Source organism: Chromobacterium sp. FG22, assembly GCF_057809415.1.
The window spans coordinates 15,208-30,988 of the sequence record NZ_JBMDJX010000009.1; the positions used below are offsets into that span (position 1 = coordinate 15,208).

Below are 15,781 nucleotides of genomic sequence, written 5' to 3' on the forward strand. Positions count from 1 at the left end.
GGTCTGACCTTGAAAACAGTGCTATAGCCAGAGGAGGAGCGTGCAGATGTCTATCGCCCATTGGCCGGAGGCCGAGCGTCCCCGTGAAAAGCTGTTGGCCCAGGGAGCGGCGGCGTTGTCGGACTCCGAGTTGCTCGCCATCTTTCTGCGCACCGGCATGCAAGGCTTGAGCGCGGTGGAGATGGCCAGGCAGTTGATGTTGGACTTCGGTTCGCTGTCCGGCTTGCTCAACGCCAGTTTTGAAGAGTTCCGGGCGCGCAGGGGCCTGGGCGCCGCCAAATACGCGCAGCTGATGGCCTGCAAGGAGTTGGCGCAGCGGGCCTTGGCGGAGAATATGAGTCTGACGGACGCCTTGCGCGATCCGGGGCAGGTGCGCGATTTTCTGAGACTGGCGATTGCGGGCAAGGATGTGGAAGTGTTCGTCGCCGTGTTTTTGACCGTGCAGAATCGAGTGATAGCGGTAGAAGAGTTGTTTCGAGGCACCCTGACCGAAACCCGGGTCTATCCGCGCGAACTGGTGCGGCGGGCCCTGGCCAACAACGCGGCGGGGGTGATCATTGCCCATAACCATCCATCCGGCGTGTGCGAACCATCCGCCGCCGATCATTCTCTAACCAATACATTAAAAGCTGCGCTGCAGTTGGTCGATATAAGGTTGCTGGATCACTTCGTCGTGACCGGCGCGCGGGCGGAATCCTTTGCCGAGCGAGGCTGGTTGTAGGCGTTGAGCCGTTGCGGGGAGCGCTCGCGACGCTTGGAACCGGCGCCGCCTTTGCTGTCTTGTTGGACCTTGTCTCTCACCGCATCATTAGGAGGTCGCCATGAACATCCTGCGTCTGCTGAATGAGTCCGACTATATTCAGGTTAACAATCAGTTCGTGAAGCCGGATTTCCATACGGCTTCCGAAGAGTTTTCCGATGACGACGATGTGGTGCTGGAGGCCAATCTGGATGGTCAGGAGTTGGTGTTGACCGTGGCGGATCTGGAGGAGGCGACGCCGTTGGCCGATGGCGGTTTCTGGTTGGAGGGCGTTGGCTATCTACGCTTTTTGTCGCAGCAAAATCTGCATTGAACCCCTTCTAGGCTTTACGCTCGCAGGCCCGGCGATGTCCGGGCCTGCTGCATTGTGGGGCCTTCCCGCAGTTCCGCTTGATTTGGCTCAAATAGCGACCCGGGCTAAAGCTGTTACAGTGCTGTGTTTATTTGATAGTCATATTCAGGTGGCCGCATGGAACAGATCAAAGTAGGCATGATAGGCGCGGGTGAAACCGGAACGCCGCTGTTGCGGCAGCTGTTGGACGCGCCCTTCGTCGGGATGGTGGGGGTGGCGGACTTGAATCTGGATTCGCCGGGCATTTTGCTGGCTCAGCAGCGCGGCATTTCCGTCACCGATAATTTTATCGAGCTGGCCGAGCAGGGCAGCAGCATCGACATCATCATCGATGTGACCGGCTCGCGCAAAGTGCGTGAGGACTTGCGGCGTTACATGCAGTTTTCCGGCAATACCCATACCGTGATCGTCCATGAACGCGTCGCCCTGCTGATGCTGTCCTTGGGCGCGGGCAAGCTGGTGACGACCCGGCATGACGATTCGCTGGCGTATTGATGGAGAAATCCAGGATTTGACTGGCGGGCAGCTGGTCGAATTTTGAGGACGCTGGGGGGCTTTCGCCCCCCTTTTTTTATGATCTACGTTTCTTCCCTTCCGTTCGATCGGGCAGCCGTTTCATGCTGAGGTGCTATATTTTGATGGCGGCGTCGACGCCGCGCATATTCAGAAGTCCCGGGCAAAGCATCTGGGGCGGCGGTCGTTTCCATTCGACGGGGGTATTCATGCAGACGTCTTTTCTGGCGAGGCGCGCCTTGCTGCTCTGCCTCAGCTTCAGCCTGTTCTCCAGTCCTGCCTTGGCCACCTTGGGGCAGCCCTTGCCGGCGGGCCGCGCGGCCGCTGCTCCGCAAGCGCTGGCTTTGAAGGCCGCGCCGCCCGCGGTCTATTCCGTGGCGCAGAGCCGGGACGAGGCCGGCCGCCTCATCCGCGAGTTTGTCCGGCAGACGGACGGCGTTGTGTTCGCGGTGGCATGGCAGGGCGCGTCGCTGCCGGATATGAGGCAGCTGCTTGGCGATTACTTTCCCACTTATGTTTCCTCGCAGCAGTCCAATCGGGCCGGTCTGAATCGCTTGGAAGGCCGAGGGCCTGGGCTGACGGTGATCTCCGCCGGGCGCGCGCGCGCTTTCTTCGGCCTGGCCTATGTGCCCGCGCTGGTGCCGGCGGGCCTCGACATCGATCAACTCAAATAATCAGGGCGGGGACGAGATGAAACAGGCTATCTTTGGGCTGGTGTTGAGCTGCGCCTTATTGTTGACGGCGTGCGGAGGAGGGGGCGGCGGGGTCGGCAGCGTCGCGCCGCCGGACAATGGTGGATCGACGGCCAATTCGGTGACGCTGACGGTAGACAGCGGGCCGGTGGCTAATGTTTATCAGATCAATATGCCCTATGTGTCGGTGACGGTGTGCGCGCCGGGCGGCAGCCAATGCCAGACGATCAGCCGGGTGCTGGTGGATACCGGCTCCAGCGGTTTGCGCCTGTTGGCCAGCGCCGTGAGCGGATCGACGCTGGGCAGCCTGCCCGGCGTGACGTCGAATAGCCGGCAACTGGCGGAGTGCATGCAGTTCGCCAGCGGCTTCACCTGGGGCAGCGTCCGCTACGCCGATGTCAAAATGGCCGGCAAGACGGCGTCCTCCCTGCCCATCCAGATTATCAGCGACCCGGCCTACGGCTTCATCCCGGGCGCGTGCAGCGGGACGGGGAGTAATTTGGGCAGCGTGTCGGTCCTGGGGGCCAACGGCATTCTGGGCGTCGGCCTGCGGCAGCAGGATTGCGGCAGCAACTGCGTCAACTTTAGCAATAACGGCTTTTACTACACCTGCCCCACCGCCTTGACCTGCCAGCAGGCGCCGGCGGCCGCGGCCTTGCAGGTGTCCAACCCCGTGGCGGCCTTCGCCGGCGACAATAACGGGGTGATGCTGCAATTGCCGGCGGTGGCGATCAGCGGCGCGCCCAGCGCCACCGGAACGCTGTACTTCGGTGTGGGCACGCAGAGCAACAACGCTTTGGGTTCGGCCAAGGCTTTTCCCACTACGCTGGACGGCAATGGCGTGGACGCGATCACGACCAGCTATAAATCGCTCAACTACAGCAGCTTTCTGGATAGTGGTTCCAATGGGCTGTTTTTCGCCGATGCCACGATCGCCACCTGCGTGGTGGGCAGCAGCACCTGGTTCTGCCCCGGCGGCACCGTGAATCTCAACGCCACCTTGAGCGGCGGCGGTAACAGCAGCGCGGTGGGCTTCAATCTGGGCAATGCTGGAACACTGTTGTCGCAAGGTTACTCCGCTCTGCCTGCGGTGGGCGGGCCGGCCAGCGGCTTTCTTAGCAGCTACTTTGACTGGGGCTTGCCCTTCTTTTACGGCCGCAAGGTGTATATCGGCCTGGAAGGGAAGGGCAATCCGTTAGGCAGCGGGCCGATGTTCCTGTTTTGAGAAGGCTTTGCGGGGTTCTTGCAACGCAATATAAAGCGTCCTATATCTGGATAGTCATCTCGATGACTTCTCCTTTGTTGAAATTAGCAATCTGTACGCCCGGCGAGCGCCGGGCTTTTTTTTATTCGCGCCGGCGGGGCCTCCGAGTCTCCGGCTAGAATAGCCGCTTCATGCTTTCTCGAGTTTGCTTATGTCCCGTTTGCTCGCAGTCGATCTGGCGAAATCCTATCGTTTATTGAATCATGGCCCCACGGTGCTGGTGTCCAGCGCGGCCGGGGAGCGCAGCAATGTGATGGCGGCGGCCTGGGCGATGCCGCTGGATTTCGATCCGCCCAAGGTGGCGGTGGTCATCGACAAGGCGACCCATACCCGGGAGTTGATCGAGGCTTCGGGCGAGTTTGTGCTCAATCTGCCTTGCCGTGCCCAGGCCGCCGCGGTGTTGCGGGCCGGCGGCGCCGACGGCAGGCAGGTGGACAAGTTCGCGCATAGCGGCCTGAGCCGGATCCCGGCGCAAGAGGTGGCCGCGCCGCGCGTGGACGGCTGCATCGCCTATCTGGAGTGCAAGGTGATCAGCGAGCCGCTGAACCAGCAGCGCTATGATCTTTTCATCGGGGAAGTGGTGGCGGCGGAGGCTGACGCGGAGGTGTTCGCCGACGGCCATTGGCTTTTCGACGACGAGGCCAAGCGCAGCTTGCACTATATTGCCGGCGGCGCTTTTTTCGCGACCGGGGAGGCTTTTGAAGTGGGAAAGTGAGGCGAGGGCGATAAAAAAGCGGCCGTGACGGCCGCTTGGTCTTATGCGCGCGTTGCGCTCAGCGCCATTCCACCAGCGCGTAATTCTTCTTGCCGCGCTTGAGCAGGGTGTAGCGGCCAAACAGGCGTTCGGCGTCGCCGAAGCGCTGCTCCAGGCTGTCGGCCTTGTCGCCGTTGACGCTGACCGCGCCGCTCTGGATGAAGGTGCGCGCCTCGCTCTTGGATTTGGCCAGGCCGCCGGCGGCCAGCGCGTCGATCAGGCTGTCGGCGTCGCGTTCCAGCTGGATGCTGGGCAGGCCGTCTTGCGCCAGTTGGGCGAAGTCGTCGGCGGTGAGGCTGCTCAGATCGTTGTTGAACAGGCTTTGGGTGATGCGCTGCGCCGCCTCCAGGGCGGCCGCGCCGTGCACCATGGTTGTCATCTGCTCGCCCAGGATGCGCTGGGCTTCCGGCTTGCCGTCGCGCGCCTGGTCGGCGGCCTCGAGCGCGGCGATTTCTTCCAGCGACAGGAAGGTGAAGTAGCGCAGGAATTTGTACACGTCGGCGTCGGCGGTGCCCAGCCAGAACTGGTAGAAGGCGTAAGGTGAGGTCTTCTTGGCGTCCAGCCAGATGGCGCCGGATTCGGTCTTGCCGAACTTGGTGCCGTCGGACTTGGTCACCAGGGGCACGGTCAAGCCGAAGACCTGTTGCTGTTGCAGGCGGCGGGTGAGGTCGATGCCGGCGGTGATGTTGCCCCACTGGTCGGAGCCGCCGATCTGCAGCTTGCAGCCGAAGCGACGGTTCAGCTCGGAGAAGTCATAGCCTTGCAACAGGCTGTAGGAGAACTCGGTGAAGGAAATGCCCTGGTCTTCGCGGTTGAGGCGCTGCTGCACCGATTCCTTCTTGATCATCGCGTTGACCGAGAAATGCTTGCCGATGTCGCGCAGGAAATCCAGCGTGTTCATTTGGCCGAACCAGTCGTAGTTATTGGCCATCAGCGCCGCGTTGTCGCCTTCGAAGCTGAGGAAGGGTTCGACTTGGCCGCGGATCTTCTCCACCCAGCTCTGGATCACGTCCGGGGTGTTCAGCTTGCGCTCGGCGGCCTTGAAGCTGGGATCGCCTATCATGCCGGTGGCGCCGCCCACCAGCGCCACCGGGCGATGGCCGGCCTGTTGGAAGCGACGCAACATCAGCACCGGCACCAGGTGGCCCAGGTGCAGGCTGTCGGCGGTGGGATCGAAGCCGCAATAAAGGGTTACCTGCTCCTTGCTCAGAAGTTCTTCCAGCGCAACGGCGTCCGTGGTTTGCGCAATCAGGCCGCGGGCCTGCAGATCCTGAATCAGGGGGGCATGGTTCATTTATCGGGTCTCCAACAACAGGGTGATGCGCGGCAATGGCGGAATGAACGCGCCGCCGCAAAAAGTTAGGCCGCCCGTTGGCGGGCGGCGTAGCCGGACTCGCCAGGCGAGCCCAATCAAGGATATTAACCGAAAACCGGTGGTTTTTGCCCCCTTTTTGTCGGTAGAATCCGGACAAAACCCCATTTGGCTTAGGGTTTGTCCCGCCGGCACGGTATCATCATGTTGCAATGCATTAATTCGGGTGCGCCTGAGCGGGCGAGTTTTGGATTCAAGGAGTGAAAGCGCAATGACGCAAATGGTAAAAGTGTGGGATGTTCCCACTCGCTTGTTTCACTGGACGCTGGTGATTCTGTTCGGCTGCATGTGGTATAGCGGCGAGCAGGGCGGCGATTGGCTGCAATACCATATCTGGTTCGGCTCCTGTCTTGCCAGCCTGTTGCTGTTTCGTTTGATCTGGGGCGTGATCGGCAGCCAGACCGCGCGTTTCAGCAATTTCATCAAGGGGCCGCGCAGCATTGTCCGCTATCTGCGCGGCGAGCTGAGCGAGAACGAGCAGCCGGGTCACAATCCGCTGGGCGGCTTGATGGTGCTGGCGATGTTGCTGGCCTTGCTGGCCCAGGTGAGCACCGGCCTGTTCGCCGCCGACGTCGACAGCTATCTGTACGACGGCCCATTGGCCAAGCTGCTGAGCGGCGACATGGCCGAAGCCGCGACCTCGTTTCACAAGAGCTTTTTCAATGTGATTCTGGGCCTGGTCGGTCTGCACTTGCTGGCCATCATCGCTTACCGGGTGTTCAAGAAGAACAATCTGGTCAAGGCGATGATCACCGGCAACAAGGCCATCGCCGGCGATGTGCCGCGTTTGGCGTTCGCGCCCGCCATCATCGCGCTGGTGGCCCTGCTGGTGTCCAGCGGCGGCGTCTATGTGCTGTTGACGCGTTTGTAAGCGGCGGACCGCGGCGTCAGCGGGGCGAAAAGGGCGGGCATCCGCCCTTTTTTCATGGGCGTCGCTTATTTCTCCGGGCCGCGGAAAGCGTCGTGACAGGCTTTGCAGCTTTGCGCCACCGCGCCGTAGCTTTTCTTGATGGCGGCGAGCTCGCCGCCGCGGGCGCTCTGTCCCAGATCGGCGACCGATTTCAGGAACACGTCCTTGTCGGCCTGAAACTTGGCGGGCTGGCTCCAGATTTCCGGTTTGGCGCGGCTCTTGCCGCTGATGCTGTTGGCGGGGAAGTGATTGAAGGGCTCGGCGGCGATCTGTTGCAAGGCGTCGGCCTGACGGATGAAGGCGTCCTTCCGGTACGGATCCCGGCCGCGCACCACCGCGCCCATGGGCTCGAAGGCCAGCAATATTTTCTTGAAGGACTTGGTGCGGGTTTCGGCCGGCGTGTCGGCCAGCGCCAGCGGCGCCGCGACGGCGCTCAACAGCAATACGGTCAGCAGTTTTTTCATTCCGGGGTCTTCGGGGGTGGGGTCTGGCTGGGGGCGGGTAAGCAAACAGCCCGCTGGCGGGCGGGCTGCTGGGGTCGCGACGCGACGGGGCTCAGTCCTTGCGGAAGGCGTCGTGACAGGCCTTACAGGTTTTCTGGGTGGCGCCGAACTGCACCTTGATCGCGCCCAGATCGCCGGCGGCGGCCACTTGCTTCAGTTTGGCGGTGGCGGCTTTGTGGTTGTCGATGGCTTTTTGCCATTCGGCGGGCTTGCTCCAGATTTCCGGCTTGGCGTCGGTCTTGCCGGCGGTGCTGCCGGCCGGGAAGTGCTGCCACGGTTTTTGGGACAGGGCTTCCAGTTCGCCGGCGAGTTTGGCGAACTCGTCTTTGTTGTAAGGGGTTTCACCCTTCACCATCTTGCCCATGCCGCCTACAACCGGCTTGTATTGCTTGAAAACATCCTGGCGCTGCGCGATGGGATCGGCGGCGAAAGCCTGCCCGGCGAATACGGCGGCCACCACGGCCATCATCAGTGTTTTCATGTTATTTCCTTATATGAGCGATGAGGGATAAGCCATAAGCCTATCATGGACATTCTGGAGCACAAAGCTACCACGACCGACGGCCATGATAAACCGATGAATGATTAATCCTTGTGAATTCGATATGTTATACAGTAACATTGCGTCCTGATTAAACAAGCGGGTGTCCTGCATGGACCATCAAGCCTATCTGGCCGCGGCGGAGCGGCATTGCGAACGGCGCGGCAGCAAACTGACCGCATTGCGCCGTCAGGTGCTGGAGCTGGTGCTGCGTTACAGCGGGGTGGTCAAGGCTTACCAGGTTCTGGCGGACTTGCAGCAAGAGCGCGGCGCCGCCGCGCCGCCCACCGTCTACCGCGCGCTGGATTTCCTGGTGGAGCACGGTCTGCTGCACAAGGTGGACGCCTTGAACGGCTTCATCGTCTGCGATCATTTCGAATGCCAACACGAAGGGCTGATCCTGGTCTGCGGCGATTGCGGCCAGGTGCAGGAGATCGACGCCGCGCCGGCCTTGAGCGCGCTGCGCCAGGCCGCGCAAGCGGTGGCTTTTTCCCTGTGTCCGCAAAACCTGGTGCTGACCGGCCGTTGCCAGTCTTGCAGCGCCTGAATCCAAGAATTCCCTGATCCATGAAAAAAACCATAGTCAATTTGTTCACCGGCTTTCTCGGGGTGGGCAAGACCACGGCGTTGCGCCATTTGATCGATCGTCGTCCCGCGCATGAAAAGTGGGCGATCATCGTCAACGAGTTCGGCGAGGTCGGCATCGACGGCGCGGCGCTGAGCCAGGACGAGCTGGCGGTGGCGGAAATCGCCGGCGGCTGCCTGTGCTGCGTGGCCGGACCGCAGATGACCGCCACGGTGGCGACCTTGCTGCGCCGCGAACGCCCGGACCGTCTGCTGATCGAGGCCAGCGGCCTGGCGCACGCGGCCGGCGTCATCGACGAGCTGCGCGCCAAGCCCTTGGGCGAGGCGCTGGAGGTGGGCGCGGTGCTCACCCTGGTGGACCCGCGCCAGTTCATTCAGCCGGACTATCATCGCCAGCCGCTGTACCGCGACCAGATTTCCATCGCCGACGTGCTGGTGGCCAACAAGATAGACACCGCCGACGTGCCGACGATGGAGGCTTTCCGTCGGCAGGCGGCGGCCTTGTTCCCGCCCAAGTCCTTGGTGGGCGAGGTGCGCAACGGCGAGCTGGATCCGGCCTGGCTGGACGCCGCCGCCGCGCCCAAGCCGCGTTACCGGCCGGCGGTGCCGGACGACGCCGCTGCGCAATGGCGTTCCATGGGCTGGACTTTCGAGCCGGAGCAGGCTTTCGACGGCGAGCGGCTGACCCGTTTCTTCGATGAGCTGCCCGCCTTGGTGCCGGGCCTGGTGCGCGCCAAGGGCGTGTTCAAAGTGCTGGACAGCTGGGTGTGGCTGAACTGGGCGGCCGGACAGTGGGGCGCGGCTCAGGTGTCCTGGAGACGCGATAGCCGCTTCGAACTGATCGCCGAGGATTTCGACGCCGCCGCGATCGAGAACACCTTGCGGAGGTGCTTCGAATGACGCCCAAACATCAACACACACACGCGCACCGGCATCTGACGCCGGACAATTTCAAGGCGCCGTTCAGCCTGCTGGCGCTGTCGGCCTGGCAGCGGCTGGGCCTGGCCGGCGCCGCGTTGGCGGTGCTCTGGCTCTTGGTGATCTGGGCTTTGCGGGAGGCGGCATGAGCGTCAGCCTGCAGAACCTGACGGTTTCCTATCAGCGCCATCCGGCGGTGCACCATGTCAGCGGTTGTTTCGCCGCCGGCGACGCCACCGCCATCTTCGGCCCCAACGGCGCTGGCAAGAGCACCTTGCTCAAGGCCATGATAGGCGCGTTGAAGCCGGACTCAGGCTCGGTGCAGCTGGGCGGCTTCCGGCGGCGGGACATCGCCTATCTGCCGCAGCAATCGGAGATCGACCGCTCCTTGCCGGTCAGCGTGCTGGATCTGGTGTGCACCGGGCTGTGGCACGACACCGGCGTGTTCGGCGGTGTCAGCCGCCGCGGCCGCGACCAGGCCTTGCTGGCCTTGGAGCAGGTGGGGCTGGCCGACTTCGCGCTGAGGCCGATCTCGGCGCTGTCCAGCGGCCAGTTCCAGCGCGTGCTGTTCGCCCGCATCCTGGTGCAGGACGCGCGGCTGATCCTGTTGGACGAACCGTTCAACGCGGTGGACGCCAAGACCACTTACGATCTGTTGGAGCTGGTGCGCCATTGGCGCGAGGAAGGCCGTACCGTGGTGGCGGTATTGCATGATTATGAGCAGGTGCGCGCGTATTTCCCGCACACCTTGTTATTGGCGCGCGAAGTGGTGGCCTGGGGCGATACCGCCGAGGTGCTGTGCGACGCTAATCTGAAACGCGCGGTGGACACCGCCGCGCATTGGCAATCTCAGGCCGCGGTCTGCGAAGTGGATGGAGCGCAAGCCTGATGCTGCACTTATACGATTTACTGGTGGCGCCGTTCGCCGAATTCGCCTTCATGCGCCGGGCGCTGGTGGGCTGCCTGGCCCTGGCCTTGGGCAGCGGCCCCATCGGCCTGTTCCTGGTGATGCGGCGCATGAGCCTGATGGGCGACGCAATGAGCCACGCGGTGCTGCCCGGCGCCGCGGTGGGTTTTATGATGGCCGGTCTCAGCCTGCCGGCGATGAGCTTGGGCGGTTTCTTCGCCGGCGTGCTGGTGGCCTTGCTGGCCGGCCTGGCCACGCGTTTCACCAGCATCAAGGAAGACGCCAGCTTCGCCGCCTTCTACCTGCTGTCTTTGTCCATCGGCGTCTTGCTGGTGTCGCGCGGCGGCAGCAATGTGGACTTGATGCACATCCTGTTCGGCTCGGTGCTGGCGGTGGACGACGCGGCGCTGTACCTGGTGGCCGGCGTCGCTTCCTTCACCCTGTTGGCGCTGGCTTTGATCTACCGCCCCTTGCTGCTGGAAAGCCTGGATCCGGTCTATCTGCGCGCCGTGGGCGCGCGCGGCGGCCTGTGGCACATGCTGTTCCTGATGCTGGTGGTGCTGAACCTGGTGGCCGGTTTCCAGGCGCTGGGCACCCTGATGGCGGTGGGCCTGATGATGTTGCCGGCGATCACCGCCCGCTTGTGGACCGAGCGCATCGAGGCCCTGCTCGGGCTGTCGGTGGCCATCGCCTTCCTGGCCGGCCTGGGCGGCCTCTTGCTGTCCTATCACTTCGAACTGCCTTCCGGGCCGGCCATCATTCTGCTGGCGGGCCTGGTCTATCTGCTGTCGCTGCTGTTGGCGCCGGTGGGCGGGGCTTTGCCGCGCTACATCCGCGCCCGGCATCTGGAATCCTGAACCCTTGATAAGGAAGTCGCCGATGAAGAAATCAATCATGGCCCTGCTGTTGCTGGGCCTGCCCTTGTCCGCCTGGGCCAAGCTGCCGGTGGTCGCCAGCTTCAGCATCGTCGCCGATATGACGCGCGAGATCGGCGGCGATCGCGTCGAAGTCTCCTCGCTGGTGGGGCCGGATCAGGATGCCCACGTGTTCCAGCCGTCGCCGGCCGACGTCAAGAAAGTGGCCGCCGCCAAGCTGCTGGTCACCAATGGCCTGGGCATGGAAGGCTGGATGGTGCGGCTGAGCAAGGCCGCTCATTTCAAGGGCGTGCAAGTGGAGGCGGGCAAGGGCATCAAGACCCGCGAAGCGGACGACGAGGATCACCACGGGCACGACCACGGCCATGCCGGGCATGACCACGGGGCTGTCGATCCGCACGCCTGGCACGACCCCAAGCGCGTGCTGACCTATATCCGCAATATCGAGGCCGGCCTGAGCCAGGCGGACCCGGCCGGCAAGCCGGAGTACGCGCGCCGCGCCGCCGACTACGCGGCCAAGGTGAAGGAGATGGACGCCTGGGCGGCCAAGGCCTTCGCCGCCGTGCCCGCGGCCAAGCGCAAGATGCTGACCTCGCACGACGCCTTCGCTTATCTGGGCGAGCGTTACCAGCTGCAAGTGCTGGCCATCCAGGGCGTCAGCACCGAGTCCGAGGCGTCGGCCAAGGCGGTGGCGCGGCTGGTGCGCCAAGTGCGGCAGGAAAAAGTGGCGGCGGTATTCATGGAGAACATGACCGACAAGCGTCTGTTGGAGCAGCTGGCGCGCGAGGCCAAGGTGGCGATAGGCGGCAAGTTGTACGCCGACGCGCTGTCCGGCCCGTCCGGTCCGGCGCCCAGCTATTTGGCGATGTTCCGTTACAATGTGGACACCATTTTGAAATCGTTCAAATAAGCGTCCGCAGCAACTGCCAGGCGCCGATGCCCGCAACGACCAGTCCCGCCGTCAGGCGGACTGGTCGTTGTTGCATCCAGCGGCGCAAGCTGTCGGCGAAAGCGCCCATCAGCAGGAGATTGGGCAAGGTGCCGAGCCCGAAGGCGAGCATGGCCAGCGCGCCGCCGGACGCGCTGCCGGTGGCCAGCGCCGACAGCGAGGCGCTGTAAACCAGGCCACAGGGCAGCCAGCCCCAGACCATGCCGGCCAGCAGCGCGGCTTGCGGCGAGCGGACCGGCAGCAGGGGGCCCAGCAGCGGCTGCAAGCGCCGCCAGATCGGCGCGCCCAGCCGTTCGATCAGATTGACCGCGCCGGACAGGCCGGCCAGGTACAGGCCCATGGCCACCAGCATCAGGTTGGCCAACAGCGCCAGCGCCAGTTGCAGGCCGCGGATGTCCAGCAGGGCGAGGCCGGTGGCGGCCAGGCCGCCCAGCAGCGCGCCTATCAGCGCGTAGCTGCCGACGCGTCCCAGATTGTAGGCCAGCATGATGCGCCAGCGGCTGGTTTCGGGGGGCAGATTCAGCGTCAGCGCGGCGACGATGCCGCCGCACATGCCCATGCAGTGGCCGCCGCCCAGCAAGCCCGCCAGAAACAATATCCACCCGCTCGTTTCAATCATGCCGCAACCTGTCTCAGAAAGCTCTATGGTAACAGAGTGGCGGCTCGCGCTTGCGCGCGCGGCGGTCATATTTGCTTTTGGCATTTATTGCCTTTATCAAAATTTTACTTGGCATCTCCTTAAAGAAAGTTATAAAAAAAATGATGGTCTAGCTGGCCGACTACTGGTCAAAAGGTCAGTTTGCAATGAGAATGCTGCTTTGGCTTCGGACCTATGCGCAATGGGTCCCCCGCTGAGGATCCAGGCGCTCGACCTGGTCAAAACATATGCATTAGCGATGTAATCCATGGGGATAGAGTGAGGAAAATATGGCCAAGTATCTGACACTTGAGCGGCTGGGCCAGTCAGCGATCGTGACTCTCAAAAACGCGCCGGCGAATTTGCTGACTACGGAGAGCCTGAATGAGCTGGCTACGACGATGCGGTCGCTGGATGCGGATCCGGCTGTGCGTTCGGTGGTGTTGACCGGGGCGGGCGACGCGTTTTTTTCCGCCGGCGCCGATTTGAAGCAATTCGCGTCCGGCGACGCGGCCGAGGCGGACAAGGTGTTCGACGCCTTCGCCGGCGCTTTGCGCAGTTTGCAGCAGTACCGCGGCGTCACGGTGGCCGCGATCAACGGCTACGCCCTGGGCGGCGGTCTGGAATTGGCGTTGGGCTGTGATTACATGGTGGCCGAGCGCGGCGCCAAGCTTGGGCTGCCGGAAGCCAAGGTGGGCATCATCCCGGCGGCGGGCGGCACCAAGACGCTGGCGGACAAGGTGGGCGTTTCCTGGGCCAAGCGCATTATTCTGGGCGGCGAAGTGGTGACGGCGGAGAAGGCCCTGACCATCGGGCTGATCGAGGAAGTGGTGGACCAGGGCTTCGCCAAGATCGTGGCGATCAGCCTGGCCAACAAAGTGGCGAACCAAGCGCCGGGCGCGGTGGCCGCCGCGCGTCGGCTGATCGAGGAGAGCGGCAATCTGACGCTGGCTCAGCATCTGGAGCGCGAGCGCGCCGCGGTGCGCCAGCTGATGGGCAGCGCGGAGCAGATCGAGGGCGTCAGCGCCTTCATCGCCAAGCGCAGCCCCAGCTGGGTCGAGTCCGGCGATGATTGAACGGTCCGCGTCCCATACAAAACCGCCTGCCGCCGTTTCGGCCGCAGGCGGTTTGTTTTGATGCCCGCATCTGTTCCGCCGGGCCGGGCGGGTCAGCGCAGTTGGCGCAACAGGAAGGCGTATTCCATGGCCGCGATATCGGCTTCCTGCTGATGGTTGGCGGCGGCGCCGTGCCCGCCCTCGGTGCGCTCGAAATACTGCACCGGGGCGCCCATCGCCTGCATGGCCGCGAACATTTTGCGGGCGTGGCCGGGATGAACCCTGTCGTCCAGCGTCGAGGTCATGAACAGGGTGGCCGGGTAACGCGCGTCCGCTTTCAGGTTCTGATAGGGCGAGTAACGGCGGATATAAGCCCAGTCTTCCGGTAAATCGGGGTTGCCGTACTCGTCCATCCAGCTGGCGCCGGCCAATAAGCGGTTGAAGCGGCGCATATCCAGCAGCGGCACCTGGCAGACCACGGCGTTGAACAGCTCCGGACGCTGGGTCAGCATCACCCCCATCAACAGGCCGCCGTTGCTGCCGCCCTTGATGCCCAGATGACGGGCGTCGGCCACGCCGCGTTTGGCCAGGTCTTCCGCGATGGCGGCGAAGTCGTCGTAGGCGTTCTGGCGCAGCTGTTTGCGCGCCGCCTCGTGCCAGGCCGGACCGTACTCGCCGCCGCCGCGGATATTGGCCAGCGCGTAGACGCCGCCGCGTTCCAGCCAGGCCTTGCCCAGCGCGCCGTTGTAGCGCGGGGTCAGCGACACTTCGAAGCCGCCGTAACCGTACAAGAGCGTGGGGTTGGAGCCGTCCAGCTTGATGTCTTTGCGGCTGACCAGGAAATAGGGCACGCGGGTGCCGTCGCGAGAGGCGGCGAACCACTGTTGGATGCGGTAGGGGCCGGCGTCGAAAAAGCCGGGCTGCTGTTTCAGCGTCCGGCGCTCGTCGCTGCCGGTCTCGGCCAGGGCCAGCGTCGGCGGCGTCAGAAAATCGGTGAAGCTGTAGAAGTAGCGGTTGTCGCGGTCGGGATCGACCGCGCGCACGCTGATGCTGCCGAAGCTGGGCGTGGCCACCGGGCGCGACCGCCATTGGCCGTCCACGACCTTCCATTCCATTAAGCGGCTGCCGACATTGTCCAGCATGGTCAGCAGCAAGCTGTCGCGAGTGGACGTCTGCTCCGCCAGCGAGACGGCGGCGCTGGGCTCGAATAGAGGGCTGAAGCCGCGTTCGCCGGCCAGGTAGGCGTCGGCCTTGATGGCTAGCAAGGAGCCGCCGCGCCAGGTCTTGCCGCCGGCGGTCCAGTCCTGTTTGGGTGTCAACAGCAGCCAGTCGCCGAAGAAATCGACGCCGACATGGTCGGGCTTGTCCAGCTTGCGCCATTTTCCATCCACCAGCAGCCGCGCCTCGGTGCTGAAGAAAGTGGGCGCGCGCGTGATCAGGTCGTAGCGGCGGCCTTGGGCGTCTATCCTGGCCGCGTGCACGGCGACGTCGGCCTGCTGGCCTTCGAACACGGTTTGCGCTTCGGCCAGCGGCTGGCCGCGGCGCCAGGTCTTGACGACGCGGGGATAGCCGGAGTCGGTCAGCGACCCGGGGCCGAAGTCGCTCATCACATAAAGGGTGTCGCGGTCCTGCCAGCTGACTTCGTTCTTGGCTTCGGGCAGTTGGAAGCCGTCCTTGACGAAGGCCTTGGCGGCCGGGTCGAATTCACGCACCACCGCGGCGTCGCCGCCGCCGCGGCTTAAGCGCAGCAGGCAGCGTTCCTGATCGGGGCGCAGGCAGTCGGCCCCTTGCCACACCCAGTTTTCCCCCTCGTCCTTGGCCAAGCGGTCCAGGTCCAGCACGGTTTCCCATTGCGGCGCGGTCTTGCGGTATTCGTCCAGCGTCGCGCGTCGCCACAGTCCGCGCGGGTGGTCTTTGTCGCGCCAGAAGTTGTAGTAGAGCCCGCCTATCTTCTCCACGGAGGGGATGCGGTCGTTGGAGTCCAGGATAGTCAGCAGTTCGCGGCGCAGCGCGGGGTAGTCGGTTTGCCGGCCGAGGTCCTGGCGCGTGTTTTCGTTTTGGCGGCCGACCCAGGCCAGCGCTTCCTTGCCTTGAATCTCCTCCAGCCATAGATAGGGGTCTTGCGCGGCGTTCGCCGCGGCGCAGAGCGCGAGCAGGGCGAAGGACAGTGGGGTGCCTAAGGTTTTCATCCGGA

The 15,781-nt window shown here is 63.8% G+C and carries 19 protein-coding genes; 14 read left to right on the forward strand and 5 right to left on the reverse strand.

The annotated features are described in order from the left end of the window. The first annotated feature begins 46 nt into the window (after positions 1-46). From radC to ACODSD_RS10710, 6 genes are all read left to right on the forward strand, one after another. Entirely contained in the window at positions 47-721 is a 675-nt protein-coding gene (radC, locus tag ACODSD_RS10685; RefSeq protein WP_107798595.1) for a RadC family protein, read from the forward strand. A gap of 100 nt (positions 722-821) precedes the next feature. Continuing rightward, positions 822-1,073, forward strand: coding sequence for a hypothetical protein (locus tag ACODSD_RS10690; RefSeq protein ID WP_019101157.1), 252 nt, complete (start codon positions 822-824; stop codon positions 1,071-1,073). Between the two features lie 156 nt (positions 1,074-1,229). After that, the gene (locus ACODSD_RS10695) at positions 1,230-1,607 is read left to right on the forward strand and encodes an oxidoreductase (RefSeq protein WP_019101158.1); all 378 of its coding nucleotides are present in this window, start codon (positions 1,230-1,232) and stop codon (positions 1,605-1,607) included. Between the two features lie 227 nt (positions 1,608-1,834). Next, on the forward strand, positions 1,835-2,299 hold the full coding sequence (locus ACODSD_RS10700) for a DUF2844 domain-containing protein (protein WP_488877346.1): 465 nt from the start codon (positions 1,835-1,837) through the stop codon (positions 2,297-2,299). 16 nt (positions 2,300-2,315) lie between these two features. Beyond that, positions 2,316-3,542, forward strand: coding sequence for a DUF3443 domain-containing protein (locus ACODSD_RS10705; RefSeq protein ID WP_488877347.1), 1,227 nt, complete (start codon positions 2,316-2,318; stop codon positions 3,540-3,542). Between the two features lie 190 nt (positions 3,543-3,732). After that, complete coding sequence (locus tag ACODSD_RS10710; protein ID WP_488877348.1) at positions 3,733-4,296, forward strand: flavin reductase family protein; 564 nt, start codon at positions 3,733-3,735, stop codon at positions 4,294-4,296. 58 nt (positions 4,297-4,354) lie between these two features. On the opposite strand, the gene tyrS is transcribed toward ACODSD_RS10710, so the two are convergent. Then, complete coding sequence (gene tyrS, locus ACODSD_RS10715) at positions 4,355-5,629, reverse strand: tyrosine--tRNA ligase (RefSeq protein ID WP_107798599.1); 1,275 nt, start codon at positions 5,627-5,629, stop codon at positions 4,355-4,357. 289 nt (positions 5,630-5,918) lie between these two features. On the opposite strand from tyrS, the gene ACODSD_RS10720 reads away from it, so the two are divergent. Next, positions 5,919-6,578, forward strand: a complete 660-nt coding sequence (locus tag ACODSD_RS10720) for a cytochrome b/b6 domain-containing protein (RefSeq protein WP_488877349.1) — start codon at positions 5,919-5,921, stop codon at positions 6,576-6,578. A gap of 65 nt (positions 6,579-6,643) precedes the next feature. Here ACODSD_RS10720 and ACODSD_RS10725 read toward each other — a convergent pair whose 3' ends face one another. Together ACODSD_RS10725 and ACODSD_RS10730 are read right to left on the reverse strand one after the other, a co-directional pair. Continuing rightward, on the reverse strand, positions 6,644-7,081 hold the full coding sequence (locus ACODSD_RS10725) for a c-type cytochrome (protein WP_488877350.1): 438 nt from the start codon (positions 7,079-7,081) through the stop codon (positions 6,644-6,646). Positions 7,082-7,172: 91 nt separating this feature from the next. Further along, entirely contained in the window at positions 7,173-7,601 is a 429-nt protein-coding gene (locus tag ACODSD_RS10730; RefSeq protein ID WP_107798602.1) for a c-type cytochrome, read from the reverse strand. A 172-nt stretch (positions 7,602-7,773) separates the two neighbouring features. On the opposite strand from ACODSD_RS10730, the gene ACODSD_RS10735 reads away from it, so the two are divergent. The 6 genes from ACODSD_RS10735 to ACODSD_RS10760 are packed head-to-tail and all read left to right on the forward strand — an operon-like array spanning position 7,774 to position 11,856. Beyond that, positions 7,774-8,208 (forward strand): Fur family transcriptional regulator, encoded by a 435-nt coding sequence (locus tag ACODSD_RS10735; RefSeq protein ID WP_019101166.1) that lies wholly within the window; start codon positions 7,774-7,776, stop codon positions 8,206-8,208. A gap of 20 nt (positions 8,209-8,228) precedes the next feature. Continuing rightward, a complete protein-coding gene (locus ACODSD_RS10740) occupies positions 8,229-9,146 on the forward strand; it encodes a CobW family GTP-binding protein (protein ID WP_235087398.1) in 918 nt (305 codons plus the stop codon). Further along, the gene (locus ACODSD_RS10745) at positions 9,143-9,313 is read left to right on the forward strand and encodes a hypothetical protein (RefSeq protein WP_488877351.1); all 171 of its coding nucleotides are present in this window, start codon (positions 9,143-9,145) and stop codon (positions 9,311-9,313) included. Before ACODSD_RS10740 ends, ACODSD_RS10745 begins: the two co-directional genes overlap by 4 nt. Beyond that, positions 9,310-10,053 carry a metal ABC transporter ATP-binding protein gene (locus tag ACODSD_RS10750; RefSeq protein WP_227104332.1) on the forward strand — a complete coding sequence of 248 codons (744 nt, stop codon included), beginning with the start codon at positions 9,310-9,312 and terminating at the stop codon, positions 10,051-10,053. The genes ACODSD_RS10745 and ACODSD_RS10750 overlap by 4 nt, the downstream gene beginning before the upstream one ends. 2 nt (positions 10,054-10,055) lie before the next feature. Next, positions 10,056-10,928 (forward strand): metal ABC transporter permease, encoded by an 873-nt coding sequence (locus ACODSD_RS10755; RefSeq protein WP_199225997.1) that lies wholly within the window; start codon positions 10,056-10,058, stop codon positions 10,926-10,928. Positions 10,929-10,950: 22 nt separating this feature from the next. Next, positions 10,951-11,856 (forward strand): metal ABC transporter solute-binding protein, Zn/Mn family, encoded by a 906-nt coding sequence (locus ACODSD_RS10760; protein ID WP_488877352.1) that lies wholly within the window; start codon positions 10,951-10,953, stop codon positions 11,854-11,856. Here ACODSD_RS10760 and ACODSD_RS10765 read toward each other — a convergent pair. After that, entirely contained in the window at positions 11,849-12,514 is a 666-nt protein-coding gene (locus ACODSD_RS10765; RefSeq protein ID WP_107798607.1) for a sulfite exporter TauE/SafE family protein, read from the reverse strand. The genes ACODSD_RS10760 and ACODSD_RS10765 overlap by 8 nt on opposite strands. Before the next feature lie 308 nt (positions 12,515-12,822). Here ACODSD_RS10765 and ACODSD_RS10770 point away from each other — a divergent pair, with 308 nt between their 5' ends. Continuing rightward, a complete protein-coding gene (locus ACODSD_RS10770) occupies positions 12,823-13,608 on the forward strand; it encodes an enoyl-CoA hydratase (protein WP_107798608.1) in 786 nt (261 codons plus the stop codon). Positions 13,609-13,700: 92 nt separating this feature from the next. Here the strand turns inward: ACODSD_RS10770 and ACODSD_RS10775 are convergent, their stop codons facing one another. After that, complete coding sequence (locus ACODSD_RS10775; RefSeq protein ID WP_488877353.1) at positions 13,701-15,776, reverse strand: prolyl oligopeptidase family serine peptidase; 2,076 nt, start codon at positions 15,774-15,776, stop codon at positions 13,701-13,703. Positions 15,777-15,781 lie beyond the last annotated feature (5 nt).